The organism is Pantoea sp. LS15 (assembly GCF_012241585.1).
Classification (GTDB): Bacteria; Pseudomonadota; Gammaproteobacteria; order Enterobacterales; family Enterobacteriaceae; genus Enterobacter.
On sequence record NZ_JAAVXA010000002.1, the window covers coordinates 17508 to 40339 of the forward strand.

Annotated in this window: 20 protein-coding genes; 16 read left to right on the forward strand and 4 right to left on the reverse strand. The window is 54.4% G+C overall.

The features are described from left to right. Positions 1-63: 63 nt before the first annotated feature. From lepA to acpS, 7 genes are all read left to right on the forward strand, one after another. Positions 64-1863, forward strand: a complete 1800-nt coding sequence (gene lepA / locus HED65_RS03560; protein WP_028016058.1) for a translation elongation factor 4 — start codon at positions 64-66, stop codon at positions 1861-1863. A 15-nt stretch (positions 1864-1878) separates the two neighbouring features. Beyond that, positions 1879-2853: a signal peptidase I gene (gene lepB / locus HED65_RS03565; RefSeq protein ID WP_028016059.1), complete on the forward strand. Its 975-nt coding sequence runs from the start codon at positions 1879-1881 to the stop codon at positions 2851-2853. A gap of 222 nt (positions 2854-3075) precedes the next feature. Then, positions 3076-3756 (forward strand): ribonuclease III, encoded by a 681-nt coding sequence (gene rnc / locus HED65_RS03570; RefSeq protein WP_003860711.1) that lies wholly within the window; start codon positions 3076-3078, stop codon positions 3754-3756. Beyond that, positions 3753-4658, forward strand: a complete 906-nt coding sequence (era, locus tag HED65_RS03575; RefSeq protein ID WP_049005958.1) for a GTPase Era — start codon at positions 3753-3755, stop codon at positions 4656-4658. Before rnc ends, era begins: the two co-directional genes overlap by 4 nt. An 18-nt stretch (positions 4659-4676) precedes the next feature. Further along, on the forward strand, positions 4677-5384 hold the full coding sequence (recO, locus tag HED65_RS03580; protein WP_108090941.1) for a DNA repair protein RecO: 708 nt from the start codon (positions 4677-4679) through the stop codon (positions 5382-5384). Between the two features lie 31 nt (positions 5385-5415). After that, positions 5416-6147 carry a pyridoxine 5'-phosphate synthase gene (gene pdxJ / locus HED65_RS03585; RefSeq protein WP_114977481.1) on the forward strand — a complete coding sequence of 244 codons (732 nt, stop codon included), beginning with the start codon at positions 5416-5418 and terminating at the stop codon, positions 6145-6147. Next, a complete protein-coding gene (gene acpS / locus HED65_RS03590) occupies positions 6147-6527 on the forward strand; it encodes a holo-ACP synthase (protein WP_114977482.1) in 381 nt (126 codons plus the stop codon). The genes pdxJ and acpS overlap by 1 nt, the downstream gene beginning before the upstream one ends. Here the strand turns inward: acpS and HED65_RS03595 are convergent. Both HED65_RS03595 and HED65_RS03600 read right to left on the reverse strand, forming a co-directional pair. Continuing rightward, positions 6524-6784, reverse strand: coding sequence for a YfhL family 4Fe-4S dicluster ferredoxin (locus HED65_RS03595; protein ID WP_008502177.1), 261 nt, complete (start codon positions 6782-6784; stop codon positions 6524-6526). The two genes, acpS and HED65_RS03595, sit on opposite strands and share 4 nt — an antisense overlap. A gap of 46 nt (positions 6785-6830) precedes the next feature. Next, positions 6831-7679, reverse strand: coding sequence for a MurR/RpiR family transcriptional regulator (locus tag HED65_RS03600; protein WP_114977483.1), 849 nt, complete (start codon positions 7677-7679; stop codon positions 6831-6833). 118 nt (positions 7680-7797) lie between these two features. Here HED65_RS03600 and murQ point away from each other — a divergent pair, with 118 nt between their 5' ends. The 4 genes from murQ to tadA are packed head-to-tail and all read left to right on the forward strand — an operon-like array spanning position 7798 to position 11267. Beyond that, positions 7798-8691, forward strand: coding sequence for an N-acetylmuramic acid 6-phosphate etherase (gene murQ, locus HED65_RS03605; protein ID WP_114977484.1), 894 nt, complete (start codon positions 7798-7800; stop codon positions 8689-8691). 11 nt (positions 8692-8702) lie between these two features. Next, positions 8703-10064 carry a PTS transporter subunit EIIC gene (locus HED65_RS03610; RefSeq protein WP_114977485.1) on the forward strand — a complete coding sequence of 454 codons (1362 nt, stop codon included), beginning with the start codon at positions 8703-8705 and terminating at the stop codon, positions 10062-10064. A 3-nt stretch (positions 10065-10067) separates the two neighbouring features. Further along, the gene (gene yfhb / locus HED65_RS03615) at positions 10068-10703 is read left to right on the forward strand and encodes a phosphatidylglycerophosphatase C (RefSeq protein WP_114977486.1); all 636 of its coding nucleotides are present in this window, start codon (positions 10068-10070) and stop codon (positions 10701-10703) included. A gap of 24 nt (positions 10704-10727) precedes the next feature. Beyond that, on the forward strand, positions 10728-11267 hold the full coding sequence (gene tadA, locus HED65_RS03620) for a tRNA adenosine(34) deaminase TadA (RefSeq protein ID WP_114977487.1): 540 nt from the start codon (positions 10728-10730) through the stop codon (positions 11265-11267). Here the strand turns inward: tadA and mltF are convergent. Further along, positions 11155-12705 carry a membrane-bound lytic murein transglycosylase MltF gene (gene mltF, locus HED65_RS03625; protein ID WP_114977488.1) on the reverse strand — a complete coding sequence of 517 codons (1551 nt, stop codon included), beginning with the start codon at positions 12703-12705 and terminating at the stop codon, positions 11155-11157. The genes tadA and mltF overlap by 113 nt on opposite strands. A 267-nt stretch (positions 12706-12972) precedes the next feature. Here mltF and purL point away from each other — a divergent pair, with 267 nt between their 5' ends. From purL to glnB, 5 genes are all read left to right on the forward strand, one after another. After that, complete coding sequence (gene purL / locus HED65_RS03630; RefSeq protein WP_114977490.1) at positions 12973-16860, forward strand: phosphoribosylformylglycinamidine synthase; 3888 nt, start codon at positions 12973-12975, stop codon at positions 16858-16860. Between the two features lie 529 nt (positions 16861-17389). Further along, positions 17390-18817, forward strand: coding sequence for a two component system sensor histidine kinase QseE/GlrK (qseE, locus tag HED65_RS03635; protein ID WP_114977491.1), 1428 nt, complete (start codon positions 17390-17392; stop codon positions 18815-18817). Position 18818: 1 nt separating this feature from the next. Continuing rightward, entirely contained in the window at positions 18819-19547 is a 729-nt protein-coding gene (gene qseG / locus HED65_RS03640) for a two-component system QseEF-associated lipoprotein QseG (protein ID WP_114977492.1), read from the forward strand. Beyond that, positions 19544-20881, forward strand: coding sequence for a two-component system response regulator GlrR (gene glrR, locus HED65_RS03645; protein ID WP_114977493.1), 1338 nt, complete (start codon positions 19544-19546; stop codon positions 20879-20881). Before qseG ends, glrR begins: the two co-directional genes overlap by 4 nt. Positions 20882-20961: 80 nt before the next feature. Further along, positions 20962-21300 (forward strand): nitrogen regulatory protein P-II, encoded by a 339-nt coding sequence (gene glnB / locus HED65_RS03650; protein WP_003860685.1) that lies wholly within the window; start codon positions 20962-20964, stop codon positions 21298-21300. A gap of 41 nt (positions 21301-21341) precedes the next feature. Here glnB and dtpD read toward each other — a convergent pair whose 3' ends face one another. After that, on the reverse strand, positions 21342-22808 hold the full coding sequence (gene dtpD / locus HED65_RS03655; RefSeq protein WP_114977494.1) for a dipeptide permease DtpD: 1467 nt from the start codon (positions 22806-22808) through the stop codon (positions 21342-21344). Positions 22809-22832 lie beyond the last annotated feature (24 nt).

A 22832-nucleotide genomic window follows, 5' to 3' on the forward strand; every position in this document is an offset into this window, starting at 1 on the left:
TGAAAAACGTCAGGCTAAGAACAGCGGCCTCCAGGAATTCGTAAGGCATAATTATTTAACTATATGAAGAACATACGTAACTTTTCGATCATTGCTCACATTGACCACGGTAAGTCGACGCTGTCTGACCGTATTATCCAGATTTGCGGTGGCCTGTCTGATCGTGAAATGGAAGCCCAGGTTCTGGACTCCATGGACCTGGAACGCGAACGCGGTATCACCATTAAAGCGCAGAGCGTCACGCTGGATTACAAAGCGGCTGATGGTGAAACCTATCAGTTAAACTTTATCGACACCCCAGGCCACGTTGACTTCTCCTATGAAGTATCACGCTCGCTGGCAGCCTGTGAAGGCGCGCTGCTGGTGGTGGATGCCGGGCAGGGCGTAGAAGCCCAGACCCTGGCAAACTGCTACACCGCGATGGAAATGGATCTCGAAGTTGTGCCGGTTCTGAATAAGATCGACCTGCCAGCCGCTGATCCTGAGCGCGTAGCGGAAGAGATTGAAGATATTGTCGGTATCGACGCGACTGATGCAGTACGCTGCTCCGCTAAAACGGGCGTGGGCGTGACCGATGTTCTGGAACGTCTGGTTCGTGATATCCCGGCCCCTGAAGGTGACCCGGATGGCCCACTGCAGGCGCTGATCATCGACTCCTGGTTTGATAACTACCTTGGCGTTGTCTCCCTGGTGCGTATTAAAAACGGCACCATGCGTAAAGGCGACAAAATCAAGGTAATGAGTACCGGGCAAGTTTACAACGCGGATCGTCTGGGCATCTTCACGCCAAAACAGGTTGACCGTACCGAGCTGAAGTGCGGCGAGGTAGGCTGGTTGGTCTGTGCAATCAAAGATATCCTCGGCGCGCCAGTGGGCGATACCCTGACGGGGGCACGTAACCCGGCAGATAAAGCACTGCCAGGTTTTAAAAAGGTGAAACCGCAGGTTTACGCGGGTCTGTTCCCGGTCAGCTCTGACGACTACGAAAACTTCCGCGATGCACTCGGTAAGCTTAGCCTGAACGACGCCTCACTGTTCTATGAGCCAGAGAGCTCTACGGCGCTGGGCTTCGGCTTCCGCTGCGGCTTCCTCGGCCTGCTGCACATGGAGATCATTCAGGAGCGTCTGGAGCGTGAATACGATCTGGATCTGATCACCACTGCACCGACCGTAGTCTATGAAGTTGAAACCACCTCGAAAGAAGTGATCTACGTCGACAGCCCGTCCAAGCTTCCACCGCTGAACAACATTCACGAACTGCGCGAGCCGATTGCTGAGTGTCACATGCTGCTGCCGCAGGAGTTCCTGGGTAACGTCATTACGCTGTGTATCGAGAAGCGTGGTGTGCAGACCAACATGGTTTACCACGGTAACCAGGTGGCGCTGACCTATGAAATCCCGATGGCGGAAGTGGTACTCGACTTCTTCGATCGTCTGAAGTCTACCTCTCGTGGCTATGCGTCACTGGATTACAACTTCAAACGCTTCCAGGCCTCCAACATGGTACGTGTGGACGTGCTGATCAACGGCGAGCGCGTGGATGCGCTGGCACTGATCACCCACAACGACAATGCACCATATCGTGGTCGTGAACTGGTTGAGAAGATGAAAGACCTGATCCCGCGTCAGCAGTTTGATATCGCGATTCAGGCAGCCATTGGCAACCACATTATTGCCCGTTCTACCGTAAAACAGCTGCGTAAAAACGTACTGGCTAAGTGCTATGGCGGTGACGTCAGCCGTAAGAAAAAGCTGCTGCAGAAGCAGAAAGAAGGTAAGAAGCGTATGAAGCAGGTCGGTAACGTCGAGCTGCCGCAGGAAGCATTCCTTGCCATCCTTCATGTTGGTAAAGACAGCAAATAACCCTAAGGAGTTGGCATGGCGAACATGTTTGCCCTGATCCTGGTCATTGCTACCCTGGTGACAGGTCTGTTGTGGTGTCTGGATAAGTTTATCTTCGCCCCAAAACGCCGTGAACGCCAGGCTGCCGCTCAGGCAGCCACAGGCGATCAGCTGGATGCGAAAACGCTGAAGAAAGTCGGCCCGAAACCGGGCTGGCTGGAAACAGGAGCCTCGGTATTCCCGGTGCTGGCGATTGTGCTGGTGGTACGTTCGTTTATTTACGAACCGTTCCAGATCCCGTCAGGTTCAATGATGCCAACGCTGCTGATTGGTGATTTTATTCTGGTTGAGAAGTTTGCCTACGGCATCAAAGATCCTATCTATCAGAAAACACTGATCGAAACGGGTCATCCAAAACGTGGCGACATCGTGGTGTTTAAATATCCGGAAGATCCGCGCCTGGACTACATCAAGCGTGCGGTAGGTCTGCCGGGTGATAAGGTCACTTATGATCCGGTTGCGAAGGAAGTCACCGTTCAGCCGGGCTGCAGCTCCGGTACGGCGTGTGAGAACGCGCTGCCAATCACCTACTCAAACGTTGAGCCAAGTGATTTTGTCCAGACCTTTGCCCGTCGTAACGGCGGCGAGGCGACCAGCGGGTTCTTCCAGGTACCGAAAGGTGAAACCAAAGAGAACGGTATTCGTCTGGTTGAGCGTAAAGAGACGCTGGGTGATGTGACACACCGTATCCTGACCGTGCCGATTGCGCAGGATCAGCTGGGTATGTATTACAAGCAACCGGGTCAGCAGCTGGCAAGCTGGATTGTGCCTCCGGGACACTACTTCATGATGGGTGATAACCGCGATAATTCTGCGGACAGCCGTTACTGGGGCTTTGTACCTGAAGCGAATCTGGTGGGTAAAGCGACCGCAATCTGGATGAGTTTTGAGAAGCAGGAAGGTGAATGGCCGACCGGCGTACGCCTGAATCGTATTGGCGGAATCCATTAATTCTCATTAAATGAACGCGTAGCCGCTTTAATTAGCGGCTACGTGAATTATTTCAGCGATAAATCTCTTCGAACTAACGACATCCCCTGTCGTTGTGTATAGAATATTCCCCCGAAGTTTAAGGTTGGCCCTGCAAAGGTGCCACGGCACACGAAACCGCGTTGGTTTTCTCAGGTCGGTTTCGTGTGCTGCATTTTTGACGCATTCATTTATTGGTATCGCATGAACCCCATCGTAATTAATCGGCTTCAACGGAAGCTGGGCTACACTTTTCATCATCAGGAGTTGTTGCAACAGGCATTAACCCATCGCAGTGCCAGCAGCAAACATAATGAGCGCCTCGAATTTTTAGGTGACTCTATTTTAAGTTTCGTGATTGCGAATGCGCTTTATCATCGTTTCCCGCGTGTGGATGAAGGTGATATGAGCCGCATGCGTGCCACGCTGGTTCGGGGTAATACCCTTGCGGAAATCGCGCGCGAATTTGAACTGGGCGAATGTCTGCGTCTTGGGCCAGGTGAATTGAAAAGCGGCGGTTTCCGTCGTGAATCGATTCTTGCCGATACGGTCGAAGCATTAATTGGTGGCGTGTTCCTGGACAGCGATATCCAGACCGTAGAAAAGCTGATCCTGAACTGGTATCAGACCCGTCTGGACGAAATCAGTCCGGGCGATAAACAAAAAGATCCGAAAACGCGTTTGCAGGAATATTTGCAGGGGCGTCATTTACCGCTGCCATCCTATCTGGTGGTGCAGGTACGTGGTGAAGCGCACGATCAGGAATTTACCATCCATTGCCAGGTCAGTGGCCTGAGTGAACCGGTGGTGGGCACAGGTTCTAGCCGTCGTAAGGCTGAACAGGCTGCCGCCGAACAGGCGTTGAAAATGCTGGAGCTGGAATGAGCGAAGAAAAAACCTATTGCGGATTTATTGCCATCGTCGGACGTCCGAATGTCGGCAAATCCACCCTGCTGAATAATCTGCTCGGGCAGAAGATTTCTATCACCTCGCGTAAGGCGCAGACCACGCGTCACCGCATCGTCGGCATTCATACTGAAGGCGCGTATCAGGCGATTTACGTCGATACGCCAGGCCTGCACATGGAAGAGAAGCGCGCCATTAACCGCCTGATGAACAAGGCGGCAAGCAGCTCTATTGGCGACGTTGAGCTGGTCATTTTCGTTGTTGAAGGCACCCGCTGGACGCCGGACGACGAAATGGTGCTGAACAAACTGCGTGACGGTAAAACGCCGGTCATCCTCGCGGTCAACAAAGTGGACAACGTACAGGAAAAGGCTGACCTGCTGCCGCATCTGCAGTGGCTCGGTAGCCAGATGAATTTCCTCGACATCGTGCCGTTGTCTGCCGAGACCGGTCTGAACGTGGATACCATCGCGGGCATCGTGCGTAAGCATCTGCCGGAAGCGATCCATCACTTCCCGGAAGAGTACGTTACCGATCGCTCCCAGCGCTTTATGGCTTCTGAGATCATCCGTGAAAAGCTGATGCGTTTCCTCGGTGCTGAGCTGCCATACTCCGTGACGGTAGAAATCGAACGTTTCCAGAGCAACGAGCGCGGCGGTTATGATATCAATGGCCTGATCCTCGTTGAGCGTGAAGGGCAGAAGAAGATGGTCATTGGCAATAAAGGTGCCAAGATCAAAACCATCGGCATTGAAGCCCGCAAAGACATGCAGGAGATGTTCGAAGCCCCGGTTCACCTGGAACTGTGGGTGAAAGTGAAATCTGGCTGGGCCGATGACGAGCGTGCTCTGCGCAGCCTCGGTTACGGCGAAGACCAATAACTCAAGACGACGAGTATGATGGATGGATGGCAGCGTGCCTTTGTCCTGCATAGTCGTCCCTGGAGCGAAACCAGCCTCATGCTGGACGTCTTCACGGAAGAGTCGGGCCGCGTGCGCCTTGTTGCGAAAGGCGCACGTTCCAAACGTTCTAACCTGAAAGGTGCCTTACAGCCTTTCACTCCCTTGCTGGTTCGTTTTGGTGGGCGAGGGGAGGTCAAAACCCTGCGCAGTGCCGAAGCCGTCTCTCTGGCACTTCCCCTTTCAGGTATCACGCTGTACAGCGGTTTGTATATCAACGAACTCATCTCGCGCGTTCTTGAACATGAGACTCGCTTCTCTGAACTTTTCTTCGATTATCTGCACTGTATTCAGGCGCTGGCGGGTACCACCGGTACCCCCGAACCTGCGCTGCGTCGTTTCGAACTGGCGCTGCTGGGACATCTGGGATATGGCGTCGATTTTCTGCATTGTGCGGGGAGCGGAGACGAGGTCGAGGACACGATGACCTACCGTTATCGGGAAGAAAAAGGTTTTATTGCCAGCATCGTAATCGATAACAGCACGTTTACCGGTCGTCATCTCCGGGCGCTGTATGAGCGCGAGTTTCCTGATCAGGACACACTGCGCGCTGCAAAACGCTTTACCCGTATTGCCCTCAAGCCGTATCTTGGCGGCAAGCCCTTAAAGAGCCGCGAATTATTCAGGCAGTTTATGCCGAAACGTTAGAGACAGAACCAAAAGAAAACCGAGGATTGTCATGGCTGAATTACTGTTAGGCGTCAACATTGATCATATCGCCACACTGCGTAATGCGCGCGGCACGGCTTATCCTGACCCGGTTCAGGCGGCATTTATCGCCGAGCAGGCTGGCGCCGACGGCATTACCGTTCATCTGCGTGAGGACCGTCGCCATATCACAGATCGCGACGTACGTATTCTGCGTCAGACGCTGGATACCCGTATGAATCTGGAGATGGCCGTCACGGAAGAGATGCTGGCGATTGCCTGCGAGACTAAACCCCATTTCTGCTGCCTGGTACCGGAAAAGCGTCAGGAAGTGACGACCGAAGGCGGTCTGGATGTTGCAGGGCAGCTCGACAAAATGCGCGATGCCTGCAAACGTCTGGCCGATGCCGACATCCTGGTTTCTCTGTTTATCGACGCCGATTTCACCCAGATCAAAGCGGCAGCCGATGTGGGGGCTCCGTATATCGAAATTCATACCGGTTGTTATGCTGATGCTGAAAGCGACGCAGAGCAGGCCAAAGAGCTGGAGCGTATCGCCAAAGCTGCTAAGTATGCCTCAAACCTGGGCCTGAAGGTTAATGCCGGGCATGGCCTCACCTACCACAACGTAAAAGCCATCGCCGCCCTGCCGGAAATGCATGAGCTGAATATCGGCCATGCGATTATTGGCCGTGCAGTGATGAGTGGTCTGAAAGAGGCGGTATCAGAGATGAAACGCCTGATGCTGGAAGCGCGCAAGTAATGGCCATTCTGGGCTTAGGCACGGATATCGTTGAAATAGCCCGTATTGAAGCGGTGATCGCCCGTAGCGGCGATCGCCTGGCAAGGCGTGTGCTAAGCGATAACGAATGGGCCATCTGGGAAGCGCATCAGCAACCGGTGCGTTTTCTGGCCAAGCGCTTTGCGGTAAAAGAGGCGGCAGCCAAAGCCTTCGGGACTGGTATTCGAAATGGTCTGGCATTTAACCAGTTTGAAGTGTTTAACGACGAACTGGGTAAACCACGTCTGCGTTTATGGGGTGAGGCGCTAAAGCTGGCGGAGAGGCTGGGCGTGAACCATATGCACGTGACGATCGCGGATGAACGCCACTATGCAAGCGCAACGGTGATCATCGAAAGTTAAAGTTTGTCCGCATGATGCATCAGGACAAACTTATCCCATAGCTGCTCTTCGCTCTCGACGTGTGCCGGATCTTTCAGGATGGTATTGGGGATCGGGCACACTTTCTGACAGGTCGGCGTCTCATAGTGGCCGATGCATTCGGTGCAGCGGTCGCTGTTAATCTCATAAATGCTGTCACCCATCGAAATCGCCTGGTTCGGGCATTCGGGTTCGCACATATCGCAATTAATGCATTTTTTGGTAATTAACAGCGCCATCAGGAAATTCTCAGAAACAACACAAACTGGGCGGGCATTATACGCGTCAAACCAGTTTCTTTACCAGTTCTTCGCTGTGACGAATGCGCTCGGGCGCGTGCTCCAGATCCTGCTGCACCAGTGCCATGAACAGTAGATCGGTCAGCATCATTTGCGCACTGGTGGACGAGATAGCCGCACTGCGCGTAGCCTGCTCTTCAGCAATGGTATATAAACAGCGCGTTGCCCGCTGTTGCAGGGCATTCGGGGTAAAACCGGTGATTGCCAGTATTTTACCACCGACACGCAGGGCTTCGTCGGTCGCCATGTTGATTTCACGACGCTCACCGGAATAGGAGATCGCCAGCAGCAGATCGTCAGGATCCATCGCCTGTACGGTCGCCAGCAGGGCATGCATATCCTGCTCTACGATGGCGTTAAGCCCAATTTTTGTCAGCTTCCAGCCAAAGTTACGCGCCACAAGTCCGGACGCACCGATGCCGGTCAAAATGATACGCCGCGCCGCATGCAGCATCGCCACACTTTCCAGCAGCTTTTCTTCGGAATTCACGTCCAGGGTGGCATGCATGGCTGCGACGTTTTCTTTAATCAGCTTTTCCCCCACCAGACGCATCGGGTCATCACCACGGATTTGGTTATGTACGGGCATCGACTGCGGATTGGGGTTACTCACCAGCGCTTCGCTAATCGCCAGTTTGAGGGCGGGAAAGCCCTTAAAGCCAATCTTCTGGGCAAATTTCACCACGCTTGATTGACTCACACCGGCTTCACTCGCCAGTTGCTGCGAGCTGAGATGGCGGGCGTGATCGGGCTGAGAAAGCAGAAAATCCGCCAGCTTTTTGTCGCTTTGAGCAAAGCCTGCATACCGCTGGCGAATACGAATTAAACAGTTCATAGGTTCTCCTGGCGAAAATGTGATTATCTGCGCAAATACGAATTTTGCTCGCCTGAATGAATTTTATATTCCATTATAGTGTGATTATTATGAATTAAAAATTCCTGAGGTACAAAACATGAATCTTGGCTCACTTGTTTCAGAAACGCGTAACCCGCAAACCATGGATCTGGATGCACTTTCCACCCTTGAGCTGGTTAACCGTTTTAATCAACAGGATACGCTGGTCGCGCAGGCAGTGAAAGAGACATTACCTGAGGTGGCGAAAGCTGTCGATGCCGCGGCGGAAGCACTGAAGGCGGGTGGTCGTATTATTTATATGGGGGCCGGAACCAGCGGGCGTCTTGGCGTGCTGGATGCGTCCGAATGCCCACCGACGTTTGGTGTTCCACACGGTCTGGTGGTCGGGTTGATTGCCGGTGGTCCAGGTGCGCTGCTGAAAGCCGTTGAAGGGGCGGAAGATAACAAACAGCTGGGTGAGGAGGACCTGAAGGCTCTGAATCTGACAGCGAAGGATCTGGTGGTCGGGCTGGCGGCATCCGGACGCACGCCGTACGTCATTGGTGGGCTGGAATACGCCAACGAGACCGGCTGCACAACGGTAGCCATCTCCTGTAATCCAGGCTCTCCGATTGCACAGGTCGCTGCCATTGCTATTTCCCCGGTTGTAGGGCCGGAAGCGCTGACCGGCTCCACGCGCCTGAAATCCGGGACCGCACAAAAGCTGGTGCTCAATATGATCTCCACCGGTGCAATGGTGAAGTTCGGCAAGGTTTACCAGAACCTGATGGTGGATATGCAGGCGACCAACATCAAGTTAGTGGACAGAGCCTGTCGCATGGTGATGGAAGCGACGGGTGCAAGCCGTGAAGAGGCGGAAGCTGTACTCAAACAAACCGATCACGATGTTAAACCGGCCATTCTGATGATCTTAAGTGGGCTGGACGCTGCGGCCGCGAGAGCCAAACTCACTGCGCATAATGGGTTCTTACGGGCGGCATTAGAAAACTAACAGAGGCGTGTATGGATAAAACAGCAGCGCTCGCCAGCAATATCCTGCAGGGAATTGGTGGGGAAGAAAATATTCAGCGTCTGGAAAACTGCATGACGCGTGTGCGGGTTGAAGTGCATAACGATGACCAGCTTGATGTGCCGCGTCTGAAGCAACTTTCCGGCGTCAGCGGCTACGTGAAACAGGGGCAACAGCACCAGTTGATCGTCGGGCCGGGGAAAGCGGCACAGGTGGTCGATGCCATGCGCGCACTTATGGGCAGCGGAGCAAGCGTGTCGATTGACGATGCTGAACGTACCAAAGCGCAGGCGAAGGCCAAATACAAAGCCCCGATGAGCGATGTGCTGCGCCAGCTGGCAAACGTCTTTATTCCGTTGATCCCAGCGTTCATTGCTTCTGGTTTGATCACCGGGATCATTAACATCCTCAAGCGCCCGGATATTGTTGGGGATTTTGCCACTCAGTATCCGAACCTGCTGGGTATTCTCGGGATATTCGGCAGTGCAGTGTTTGCCATCATGAACATTCTGGTCGGGGTGAACACGGCTAAGGTGTTTGGTGGCTCGCTGGCCATGGGCGGGGTGATGGCGGGGATTTTATCCAGCCCACAACTGGCACAGATAACCCTGTTTGGCGAGGCGCTTCAGCCGGGGCGTGGCGGGGTGATTGCTGTACTGCTGGTGGTGATCCTGATGTGCTGGGTCGAGAAAAAATTGCGTGCTCTTTTGCCCGGATCAATTGAGCTTATCCTTAATCCACTGCTGACTACACTTATCGCCGGCAGTGTGGCGATTGTTGCACTGCAACCACTGGGCGGCTGGATCTCAGAAGCGATTGCCCATGGCGCGTCTTTGGCGATCGATCGCGGCGGCCTGTTAGTGGGGGCGGTGTTGTCTGGCACTTTCCTGCCATTAGTGCTGACGGGCCTGCATCAGGGGCTGGTGCCGATCCATGTCGAGCTGGTACAGACGCACGGTTACAACGCGCTTCTGCCTATCCTCTCTATGGCTGGTGTGGGTCAGGTTGGTGCGGCCATCGCCGTGCTGATGAAAACCCGTAATATGCGCCTGAAAAAAGTGATTAAAGGCGCACTTCCGGTCGGTTTGCTTGGCATTGGGGAACCGCTGATTTTTGGCGTCACACTGCCGCTGGGTAAACCGTTCCTCGCTGCCTGTCTGGGTGGTGCGGTAGGTGGAGCACTCATCAGCTATTGGAAAGTCGCCACTGTTATCACTTTTGGACTGTCCGGTTTACCGCTGGCGTTGACCATCGTGACCGGAAAAGTGATGCTCTATCTGTTAGGCTATTTAGTAGCAGTGATAGCCGGGTTCCTGTTTACCTGGCTGTTAGGATTCAACGATCCAGAGGAGTAAGGTTTGGCAAATTACGAGCGTCGCGTTGTCTTTTTCGACCTGGATGGAACGCTGCATCAGCAGGATATGTTTGGTACGTTTATGCGCTACCTGTTGCGGCGTCAGCCTCTGAATGCACTGCTCGTATTACCGCTCTTACCCGTGATTGGCATCGCGTTGCTGGTGAAAGGCCGGGCAGCGCGATGGCCGATGAGTCTGCTGTTGTGGGGATGCACGTTTGGCCACAGTGAATCGCGACTCAAACAGCTCGAACAGGATTTTGCACACTGGTTTCGCGGTCATGTTGCCGCGTATCCTGTCGTTCAGGCGCGTCTCACCAGCTATCTCGATGCGAACGATGCCGATATCTGGCTGATTACCGGTTCACCGCAGACGCTGGTTGAGCAGGTCTATTTTGATACCCCATGGCTACCTCGGGTGAATCTAATCGCCACACAGATTGCTCGTGGTTATGGCGGTTGGGTGCTCACCCTGCGTTGTCTGGGACATGAAAAAGTGGTGCAACTGGAGAAACGCATTGGTACACCGCTGCGTCTTTACAGCGGCTACAGTGACAGCAAACAGGACAATCCGCTGCTCTATTTTTGTCAGCATCGCTGGCGTGTCACGCCGGTGGGGGAACTTCAGCAACTCGAATAGTCTTCTCTCTGGAGGGTGTGTATAATGCCGCCCGCTTTAAGACCGGAGTATCAACCCTTGTCCAATCCTGAACACAATCATGAATACTGGATGCGCCACGCGCTAACGCTGGCTCAACGTGCCTGGGAAGAGGGCGAGGTCCCCGTGGGGGCCGTGCTGGTTTACAACAACCAGGTGATTGGAGAAGGCTGGAATCGCCCGATTGGCCGTCACGATCCCACTGCTCACGCCGAAATCATGGCGCTTCGACAAGGTGGGCTGGTGTTGCAAAACTATCGCCTGCTCGACACCACGCTGTACGTGACGCTTGAGCCGTGCGTGATGTGTTCTGGTGCGATGGTACACAGCCGTATTGGCACGCTTGTCTTCGGCGCACGGGATGAAAAAACCGGCGCGGCTGGCTCACTGATGGATGTTCTGGGACACCCAGGGATGAACCATCAGGTCAAGACTATCGGTGGGGTGCTTGCACCAGAGTGTTCGGGGCTACTAAGTGATTTCTTTCGAATGCGCCGGCAGCAGAAAAAGCAACAAAAGGCAGAATTGAAGTTGTCGGACTATTAAGTTCATCCGGTGCCACAACCGGGTAACTTTGAGCCAGTTGTTTTGCCTCTGCCGCTTCTTTCTCTTTCTCCAGCAGGTATCCTACCAGGCTTATCTGATACTTACGGATATTTTCCACGTAGGCGTAAGCCTCATGTCCACGTGCGTAGCCATATGTCAGCTTGTTGTACCAGGGTTTCTGGCTCAGCAGTGGCAATCGCTGTTTAACGTCTGACCAGCTGTCCGGGTTACCTTTCGTTTTCGCCGTCAGTGCTCGTGCATCAAGCATATGCGCATAACCCATGTTGTAGGCGGCCAGCGCGAACCAGATCCGCTCTTCTTCCGGTACTGTTTCCGGTACCTTAGCCATCATATCCTGCAGATAACGCGCACCACCGCTGATGCTCTGTTCGGCATCGGTACGGTCATTCACCCCCAGGCTCAGGGCGGTATTTTTGGTTAGCATCATTAAACCGCGTACGCCCGTGGGCGACGTGGCCTGGGTATCCCAGTGAGATTCCTGATAGGAGATAGCCGCCAGCAGTTTCCAGTCAATTTCCTGGGCGTATTTTTCGAACAACGGCTGCAGGTCTGGCAGGACACTGTCTACCGCGCGCAGGAAGCTACGGGTGTCGACATAGTCAAAGTCGTCACCGTGGCCAAGATACTTCTCCTCCAGACGCGCCAGGGTACCGTCTTCATTGATGGTGTTGAAGAAATCGAGCATCGCCGCAGAAAGGGTCTGATCGTCATCAAGCTGGCTAAACCAGGTAACGGGTTGTTCGTCGGTGACGTCCAGCGCCACGGCGATCTCAGGGTGAACGCGCTGGAAAAGACTGATCGCGACTGAATCAGCGATGGTATAGGGCAGTTTCTGATCTTTAACCTGTTCCAGTAGTTCCGTTGTGCCGAGTTTAGGATCGACTGTCCAGCTCAGGTCCGGGTATTTCTTCTCCTTGAGCTCACGCAGATCGTCAATCACCACATGGCCGGGGGCAATCGTCAGTTGTTGATCGTTAATGGTAGCAAGCGTGCGCGGGCGAACGCTTCCGACACGGTAGACCAGTTGCTGCGAAACGGAGTAGTAGGTCGGGCCTGGCTGATAGTTCTTGCTGCGCTCGCTGTTATACACCAGCCCGGCCGCGAGCATATCGGCATCGTCGTTATCGAGGTCATCAAACAGCTGGTTGATATTCTGGCGGACGGTAATTTTAAGCTTCACGCCAAGATAATCGGCGAACTGTTGGGCCAGTTCGTAATCCAGACCAATAACTTTGCCATTGATGTCGCTGTAGATCAGCGGAGAGTTTAGGGTACTGACGCGCAGTTCCCCCCGCTCCTTTATGGCGGCGATACGGTTTTCGGCTTTGCCGAACCAGGGGATGGAAGGCCAGAGGGCCACTGCCAGCAGCAACGTCACAATGCCGATGAGCAGATAATTAATCTTTAATTTTTTCAATTAGTTAATTCTCTGCGACGCCGGTTGCCTCAGTTTGCTGTAGCCATGTTAATAATAAGGTTTGCCATTGAATGAGCGGCATTTTGCGTAAACTTGCGCCACTTGGCAACCCATTAGAGAGACAGGTCACATCTATTGTTAAATGTCTGCGCAGATTTTATTTCGACGCAAACGGTTTCGTCGGCGCTCAGGATTCTCTATAATGACGCCCGTTTTCCCCCCTTGCGCACACTGTAAGCGCCCCGGCGCTTCGAAGACGAGAGACTTATGATGGAAATTCTGCGTGGTTCGCCTGCACTGTCTGCCTTCCGTATTAACAAACTGCTGGCACGTTTTCAGGCGGCCGACCTTCCGGTAAGCAATATTTACGCTGAGTATGTCCATTTTGCTGACCTGAATGCCCCTCTGAATGCTGAGGAGCGCGTACAGCTGGAACGCCTGCTGAAGTATGGCCCAAGTCTGAGCAGCCATACGCCAACCGGCAAACTGATCCTTGCGACGCCGCGTCCGGGCACCATCTCCCCCTGGTCTTCCAAAGCCACCGACATCGCCCACAACTGTGGCCTGAGCCAGATTAACCGTCTGGAACGCGGCGTGGCGTACTATGTGGAAGCTTCCACCCTGAGCGAAGAACAGTGGCAGGCGGTTGCAGCTGAGCTTCATGACCGCATGATGGAGAGTGTTTTCGCCTCTCTCGATGACGCGCAGAAGCTATTCTCCCACCATCAGCCTGCGCCGGTACAGAGCGTGGATTTGCTGGGGCAGGGGCGCCAGGCGCTGATTGACGCGAACCTGCGTCTTGGCCTGGCACTGGCAGAAGACGAAATTGATTATCTGCAGGATGCGTTTGTTAAGCTGAACCGCAATCCGAATGACATCGAACTCTATATGTTCGCGCAGGCCAACTCTGAACACTGTCGTCACAAGATTTTCAACGCCGACTGGATTATTGACGGCGAACAGCAGCCGAAGTCGCTGTTCAAAATGATTAAAAACACCATGGAGAAAACTCCAGACCACGTGCTGTCTGCTTATAAAGACAATGCCGCGGTTATGGAAGGTTCCGAGGTGGGCCGCTTCTTCGCCGATCGCGAAGCAGGGCGCTATGATTTCCATCAGGAACCTGCGCACATCCTGATGAAAGTTGAAACCCATAACCACCCGACGGCGATCTCCCCGTGGCCGGGTGCGGCGACCGGTTCCGGCGGTGAAATCCGTGATGAAGGTGCAACGGGCCGCGGTGCAAAACCAAAAGCCGGTCTGGTCGGTTTCTCCGTTTCCAACCTGCGCATCCCGGGCTTTGAACAGCCGTGGGAAGAAGATTTCGGTAAGCCAGAGCGCATTGTAACAGCGCTGGATATCATGACCGAAGGCCCACTGGGCGGCGCGGCGTTTAACAACGAATTTGGTCGTCCGGCGCTGAACGGTTACTTCCGTACTTATGAAGAGAAAGTGGACAGCCACAACGGCGAAGAGCTGCGCGGCTACCACAAACCGATCATGCTGGCGGGTGGGATCGGCAACATTCGCGCCGATCACGTGCAGAAAGGCGAGATCGTCGTGGGCGCGAAGCTGATCGTGCTGGGTGGCCCGGCAATGAACATCGGCCTGGGCGGCGGGGCAGCTTCTTCTATGACCTCTGGTCAGTCCGATGCGGATCTCGACTTTGCTTCCGTGCAGCGCGACAACCCGGAAATGGAGCGTCGTTGCCAGGAAGTGATCGACCGTTGCTGGCAGCTGGGTGAAGCTAACCCAATTCTGTTTATTCACGATGTGGGCGCGGGCGGTTTGTCTAACGCCATGCCGGAGTTGGTGAGCGACGGCGGCCGCGGGGGCCGTTTCAACCTGCGCGACATCCTGAGTGATGAGCCGGGTATGAGCCCGCTGGAAATCTGGTGTAACGAATCTCAGGAACGTTATGTTCTGGCCGTTGCTGCGGATCAACTACCGCTGTTTGACGAGCTGTGCCGCCGCGAGCGCGCGCCATATGCCGTTATTGGTGAAGCGACCGAAGAACTGCACCTCTCCTTAAGCGACACCCACTTTGACAACCAGCCGATCGATCTGCCGCTGGACGTTCTGCTCGGTAAAACGCCGAAGATGACCCGCGATGTTGAAACCCGTAAAGCGGCAGGAAAAGCGCTGGATCGTCAGGGCATTACCGTTGCGGAAGCGGTCAACCGTGTGCTGCACCTGCCGGCTGTGGCAGAGAAAACTTTCCTCGTGACCATTGGCGACCGTACCGTGACCGGTATGGTATCGCGCGATCAGATGGTCGGCCCGTGGCAGATCCCGGTCGCTAACTGCGCCGTGACCACCGCGAGCCTCGATAGCTACTACGGCGAAGCAATGGCACTGGGCGAACGTACCCCGGTGGCGCTGCTGGACTTCGCGGCATCTGCTCGTCTGGCTGTCGGTGAAGCGCTGACTAACATCGCTGCAACCCAGATTGGCGATATCAAGCGTATCAAACTTTCTGCGAACTGGATGGCCGCTGCTGGCCACCCGGGTGAAGACGCAGGCTTGTATGAAGCGGTCAAAGCGGTGGGTGAAGAGCTGTGCCCTGCGCTGGGTCTGACCATTCCGGTGGGTAAAGACTCTATGTCGATGAAGACCCGCTGGCAGGAAGGCAATGAGCAGCGCGAGATCACCTCTCCGCTGTCGCTGATTATCTCCGCCTTTGCTCGCGTGGAAGACGTTCGTCATACCGTTACACCGCAGCTCGTGACCGAAGACAACGCCCTGTTGCTGATTGACCTGGGTAAAGGCAACAACGCGCTGGGTGCGACCGCGCTGGCGCAGGTTTACCGTCAGTTGGGCGATAAGCCAGCTGACGTGCGCGATGTGGCGCAGCTAAAAGGCTTCTACGATGCCATCCAGGCGCTGGTTGCGCAGCGTAAGCTGCTGGCTTACCACGATCGCTCCGATGGCGGTCTGCTGGTGACGCTGGCAGAAATGGCCTTCACCGGCCACTGTGGTGTGGAAGCGAATATTGCCTCTCTGAGCGAAGACCATCTGGCGGCGCTGTTTAACGAAGAGCTGGGTGCGGTCATTCAGGTACGTGCGGCAGATCGCGACGCGGTTGAAGCGATTCTGGCGAAGCACGGTCTGGCAGATTGTGTGCACTATCTGGGTAAAGCCGTTCAGGGCGACCGCTTCGTCATTGAAGCTGACGGTCATGCCGTGTTCAGCGAAAGCCGCACGACGCTGCGTATGTGGTGGGCAGAAACCACCTGGCAGATGCAGCGTCTGCGCGACAACCCGGAATGTGCCGATCAGGAGCATAATGCAAAGGCAAATGACAACGATCCTGGCCTGAACGTGAAGCTCTCCTTCGACATTAACGAAGATATTGCTGCACCGTACATTGCGACTGGCGCGCGTCCGAAAGTGGCCGTGCTGCGTGAGCAGGGCGTTAACTCCCACGTTGAGATGGCCGCTGCCTTCCACCGCGCGGGCTTTGATGCCATCGACGTTCACATGAGCGACCTGCTGGCTGGCCGTACCGGTCTGGAAGATTTCCAGGCGCTGGTGGCGTGCGGTGGCTTCTCCTACGGTGACGTGCTGGGCGCGGGTGAAGGTTGGGCGAAGTCCATTCTGTTCAACAATCGCGTGCGTGACGAATTCGAAACCTTCTTCCATCGTCCGCAAACGCTGGCGCTGGGCGTGTGCAACGGTTGCCAGATGATGTCCAACCTGCGTGAGCTGATCCCGGGCAGTGAAGCCTGGCCGCGCTTTGTGCGTAACCAGTCTGACCGTTTCGAAGCGCGCTTTAGCCTGGTGGAAGTGACTCAGAGTCCTTCTCTGCTGCTGCAGGGCATGGTCGGTTCGCAGATGCCAATCGCAGTCTCTCACGGTGAAGGTCAGGTTGAAGTGCGTGACGCTGCACATTTGGCTCAGCTTGAGAGCAAAGGGCTGGTGGCGCTGCGCTTTGTCGATAACTTCGGTAAGGTCACTCAAACCTACCCGGCCAACCCGAACGGTTCGGCAAACGGTATCACTGCTGTTACCAGCGAAAGCGGTCGTGCAACCATCATGATGCCGCACCCGGAGCGTGTATTCCGTACCGTGAGCAACTCCTGGCACCCGGAAAACTGGGGCGAGGACAGCCCGTGGATGCGTATTTTCCGCAACGCGCGTAAACAGTTGGGTTAAGCAATAAAATGAATGCAGGCCCGGTGAGCGGAAACGCCACCGGGCTTTTTTATACCTGTCGCAAAACCGCGACAACGCAGTAAAAGGGGTGTCTCCAAAAGGAGACATTTAACTTATTGATTTGTATATGACACGACAGTTTCCCGTTAAGGTGTTGCTTAATAGCGACACTTAGCCTGGAAATCATTCAGCAGACAATTAACACCGTAAATGAGTAAAAGTTATATATATCAATGTGTTAATTTTTAGTTTTGTATTCTGGCACGGCTGTTGCATAATATTAACCAGTGGCTCATTCACCCTCTTATGTCAGCCCCTTCGGGACGTGCTACATAAACTTCGAATGACGCACAAAAAGGTGCCTGCCGTCCAACTACTGATTATAGCGATGCTTTATCAGGCCCGGGCGAAACGTCGAGTTAGGCACCGCCTCATTCCATAACAAAGCCGGGTTTTTACCCGGCTTTGTTGTATCTGAAGGGCAGACTCAGTTACGCTCTGCGTAAACCCCCACTAAGAGAGTAATGCGTTGAAACGCTGGCCCGTTTTTCCCCGCTCCCTGCGACAGCTTGTCATGATGGCCTTCCTGCTGATCCTGCTGCCATTACTTATCCTTGCCTGGCAGGCGTGGCAAAGTCTCAATGCCTTGAGTGCTCAGGCGGCGTTGACTAACCGCACGACGCTCATCGACGCCAGGCGCAGTGAAGCGATGACCAATGCCGCGCTGGAGATGGAGCGTAGCTATCGCCAGTACTGTGTGCTCGACGATCGTACGCTGGAAAAGGTGTATCAGAATCAGCGTAAACGCTATAGCGAGATGCTGGATGCCCACGCAGGGATGTTGCCGGATGACAAGCTGTATAAAGCGTTACGTCAGGATCTGAACGACCTTGCTCAGCTACAGTGTAAAAATAGCGGCCCGGATACGACTGCCGCCGCGCGCCTGGAAGCCTTTGCCAGCGCCAACACCGAGATGGTTCAGTCAACGCGTACCGTAATTTTCTCGCGCGGGCAGCAACTGCAGCAAGAGATTGCCGAACGTGGACAGTTCTTCGGCTGGCAGGCGCTGGTGCTGTTCCTGGTGAGTCTCGGGCTGGTTCTGCTCTTTACCCGCATGATCATCGGCCCGGTGAAGGACATTCAGCGTATGATCAACCGTCTGGGAGAGGGAAAATCGCTCGGTGATACGGTCGCCTTTAAAGGACCGCGTGAGTTGCGCTCCGTAGGGCAGCGTATTATGTGGCTGTCTGAACGTTTGGCATGGCTCGAATCTCAGCGTCATCAGTTTCTGCGCCATATTTCCCATGAGCTTAAAACGCCGCTGGCCAGCATGCGTGAGGGCACGGAGCTGCTGGCGGACGAAGTGGCCGGGCCGCTGACAACGGAACAGAAAGAGATTGTCGAGATCCTTGATGCCAGCAGTCGCAATCTGCAAAAGCTGATTGAGCAACTGCTGGATTACAACCGCAAGCTGGCTGATGGTGCGGTTGTACTGGAAAACGTCGAGATTGAGCCGCTGGTGGATATGGTGATCTCCGCTCATAGCTTGCCAGCAAGAGCTAAAATGATGCATACCGGTGTAGAACTGAATGCACCAGCGTGCCTGGCTGAACCCATGCTGTTAATGAGCGTTCTGGATAATCTTTACTCCAATGCGGTGCACTATGGTACTGAATCCGGTAACATTTATATCCGGAGTTATACGAATGGTTCACGGGTGTTTATTGACGTCGCTAATACCGGCACCCCGATCCCCGATGACGAAAAAGCCATGATATTCGAGCCCTTTTTCCAGGGGAGTCATCAGCGTAAAGGTGCGGTTAAAGGAAGTGGTCTGGGCTTGAGCATCGCCCGGGACTGCATACGACGCATGCAGGGTGAGCTAAACATTGTCACGGACCAACGTTCGGATGTTTGCTTCCGTATCGAATTGCCCCTGAGCCGGAAAAATCAATAACATGAATCTATGTCTGGTGAGTATGTCACACGTCTTTTTCCGCGCCGTACGCGCGGTGTTTTCCCGCAACACGCTTCGCCTGAGCCTGCCTTGTTTATTTCTGGCTGGGTGTGTTTCCCATGCACCGCAAAGTGCGATTAGCGATAAACAAGAAGATAAATGGCCAGATAACCAACTGGCAGATTTTCTTTCAACCCGCTGTGACGACATCTGGAACCTGTCAGGTCATGACGTTGAAAGCAACCCACTGTTCTGGCTACGTGGAATAGATTGCGCCCAGCGTCTGGCACCGGTAGACGCTCGTTCGAAAGCAGCGATGCTGGATGACGACACCTGGCAGGACGCTTTCAAGCGCGGGATTTTACTGGCAGATGCGAAAATTACCCCCGTTGAACGCCGCGCCAACGTGACCCGGCTGGACACGTTTGTGATCAACCTTCCGGTCCAGGTTCGCCCGGTATACCAGCTCTGGCGTGATGGGCAGACATTACAACTTCAACTGTCTGAAGAGCGCTCCCGCTATAGCAAGTTGCAGCAGTCCACTGACAGCGAGCTTGATACGCTACGCCAACAGCAGCAACATTTGCGTACGCAACTGGATACCACGACACGTAAGCTGGAGAACCTGACCGATATCGAAAGACAGCTTTCGTCGCGTAAATATCAGCCGGGGAGTTCATCTGCTGCACCGGACAGCGATACGCCGAAACAAGAGGATGTGAAGCCATGACCAGCCGAAAACCTGCTCATCTCTTACTGGTGGATGACGATCCGGGGCTGTTAAAGCTGCTGGGAATGCGTCTGGCGAGTGAAGGCTACAGCGTGGTAACCGCTGAGAGCGGGCAGGAAGGGTTGAGAATTCTCAGCCGCGAGAAGATTGATCTGGTGATTAGCGACCTGCGGATGGACGAAATGGACGGCCTGCAGCTGTTCGCGGAGATCCAGAAGCAGCAGCCGGGTATGCCTGTGATTATTCTCACGGCGCACGGGTCGATCCCGGATGCGGTTGCCGCGACACAACAGGGGGTGTTCAGCTTCCTGACCAAGCCGGTAGACAAAGATGCGCTTTATAAGGCTATCGACAGCGCGCTGGAACATGCTGCCCCATCGAATGATGAAGCGTGGCGGGAGTCTATCGTCACCCGCAGCCCCATTATGCTGCGTCTGCTCGAACAGGCCCGTATGGTGGCGCAATCTGACGTCAGCGTGCTCATTAACGGCCAAAGCGGTACCGGGAAAGAGATCCTCGCGCAGGCGATTCACAATGCCAGCCCGCGCAGCAAAAACGCTTTTATTGCGATTAACTGCGGCGCACTCCCGGAACAATTGCTCGAATCTGAACTGTTTGGTCATGCCCGCGGTGCTTTCACTGGCGCGGTAAGCAGCCGGGAAGGGTTATTCCAGGCAGCGGAAGGCGGCACGCTTTTCCTGGATGAGATTGGCGACATGCCTGCGCCGCTGCAGGTTAAATTACTGCGCGTGTTGCAGGAGCGAAAAGTTCGCCCGCTGGGCAGCAACCGCGATATTGATATTAACGTGCGTATTATTTCGGCGACACACCGCGATTTACCGAAGGTGATGGCCCGCAACGAGTTTCGCGAAGATCTCTACTACCGTCTGAACGTGGTGAACCTGAAGATCCCAGCGCTGGCCGAACGTGCGGAAGACATTCCGTTGCTGGCGAACCATCTTTTACGCCAGGCGGCCGATCGCCATAAACCATTCGTTCGTGCGTTTTCCACCGATGCGATGAAACGGCTGATGGCCGCAAGCTGGCCGGGCAACGTGCGTCAACTGGTGAACGTGATTGAGCAGTGCGTCGCGCTGACCTCATCACCGGTTATCAGCGACGCGCTGGTAGAGCAGGCCCTGGAAGGGGAAAACACGGCATTGCCGACGTTTGCCGAAGCGCGGAATCAGTTCGAACTGAACTATTTGCGTAAGCTGCTGCAAATTACCAAAGGCAACGTGACCCACGCGGCGCGAATGGCGGGACGTAACCGTACCGAATTCTACAAGTTACTGTCGCGGCACGAGCTGGAAGCGAACGATTTTAAAGAGTAGTACCGCAAAATTCGCTTGAATATGATACTGTGAGCAACCGATTACGAAGCAGCTTACAGGCAAGAGTTTAAGGACCCACCATGAAAAAGATCGATGCGATTATTAAACCTTTCAAACTGGATGATGTACGTGAAGCGCTGGCGGAAGTTGGCATCACCGGGATGACCGTGACGGAAGTGAAAGGTTTTGGTCGTCAAAAGGGCCACACCGAGCTTTACCGTGGCGCAGAGTACATGGTGGACTTTCTGCCGAAAGTGAAAATTGAAATCGTGGTGAGCGACGACATCGTGGATACCTGTGTGGATACCATCATTCGCACGGCGCAGACAGGCAAAATCGGCGACGGCAAAATCTTCGTCTTTGACGTGGCGCGCGTGATCCGTATCCGTACCGGCGAAGAAGACGACGCGGCGATTTGATGGTATTCCTTCGCTGCCATTCCCTGGCGGCGAAGGTGCTTTTAATCGTGCTCTGTTTCCGGCAAGGTGAGTGGGGAAGGGGTAAAACATCTTCTCAAACCAACGAATGTCACGATCAGTACCACGCAGCCTAGCGTCCACCCGCTCATCTGAGAGAAAAAGTGGGCATAGGCAGCAATCGCCGTATCGTTAATCTGTGGCTCTGTCGTTTGTTGCGCCACGCGTCCTGCCAGCCAGTTGGCGACTGCGCCTGTCGCCAGCATATAAATCCCCGTTAACAAACCTGTGATGCCCGGCAGATTCAGACGGGTGATTTGCGCCATCGCTACCGGGTCGATAAACAGTTCGGCGAAACCCATTAGCGCCAGTCCGGCGATCATCATCCCCATTGAGACCTGTCCGTTTAACCCGCCATGACGCGCATTCAGCGCCAGTAACATAAAACCAGCGCTCATTAACAACAGACCTAATGCGAACTTCAGCCATACGCGTAGCGCTGAGCGTATTTTCCCTTCCGGACGCGCTAGCCAGGAAAGGGCAACACCTGCCGCCATCACTGCAATGGCATTAACAGACTGAAACAGTGCCGTTGGCACCTCAATATTAAGCAACTGTCGGTTAACAAAGCGGTCGATAAACAGGCTGATAGTACTGCCACCCTGCTGTGCCAGCACCCAGAACAGCGTCCCTGTCATCATCAGTATCGCAATTTGCCACAGTGCGCGGCGATGCTCAGGAAATCTCATCATAATGCGCGCCATCATTATCACAGCAAACGCGCACACGGCGACCAGTAGATAACCAGAGCCATTATTCTCCAGTAACAGGGTAAAAAAGATGGGCGCGATGCACAGCATTATCAGCAGCCAGCCCCAGACCGGGAGGAGATACTTTTTGCTGCGTAATGCCTGTTTATTGACGCCGCGCGTATGGTGGAAGTGGTGATGCCCGCTGAGGAAAATCAGCAAACCTGCAAACATGCCGATCCCGGCCAGCGCAAAGCCAATATGCCAGCCGTACCATTGCGCCGCTAGTCCGCAGGCAATCGGCGCAGCAATGGAGCCAATGTTCCCTGCGGCATATAACAGCGAAAATCCGCCATCACGACGTGGATCGTCATGGGCATAAAGTTCTCCCAACAGACAACTGATATTGGATTTAAACAGACCGTAACCACATATGATTATCGCCAGTGCAGCGTACAGACTGCGGGTTGAGTCAGATTCGATACCTAACACCACGTGGCCGAACGTCATCAGCAATGCACCGGTAATAATGGCTGTGCGGTTGCCAAGCAGGCGGTCAGCCAGCCAGCCGCCGAGAATAGGGGTGACGTAGACCAAAGATGCGTAAGCGCTAAAGAGTGTGATGGCGTGGCTATCGTCGAAACCAAGCTGATGGGTGAGGTAGAGGATAAGCAGAGCACGCATGCCGTAAAAGCTGAAATATTCCCAGATTTGAATCGCCACGATGTAATAAATCGCGCGCGGTTGTGAGGGTGTTTTCATGTTATCTCCTTGCGGCGTGAAAAA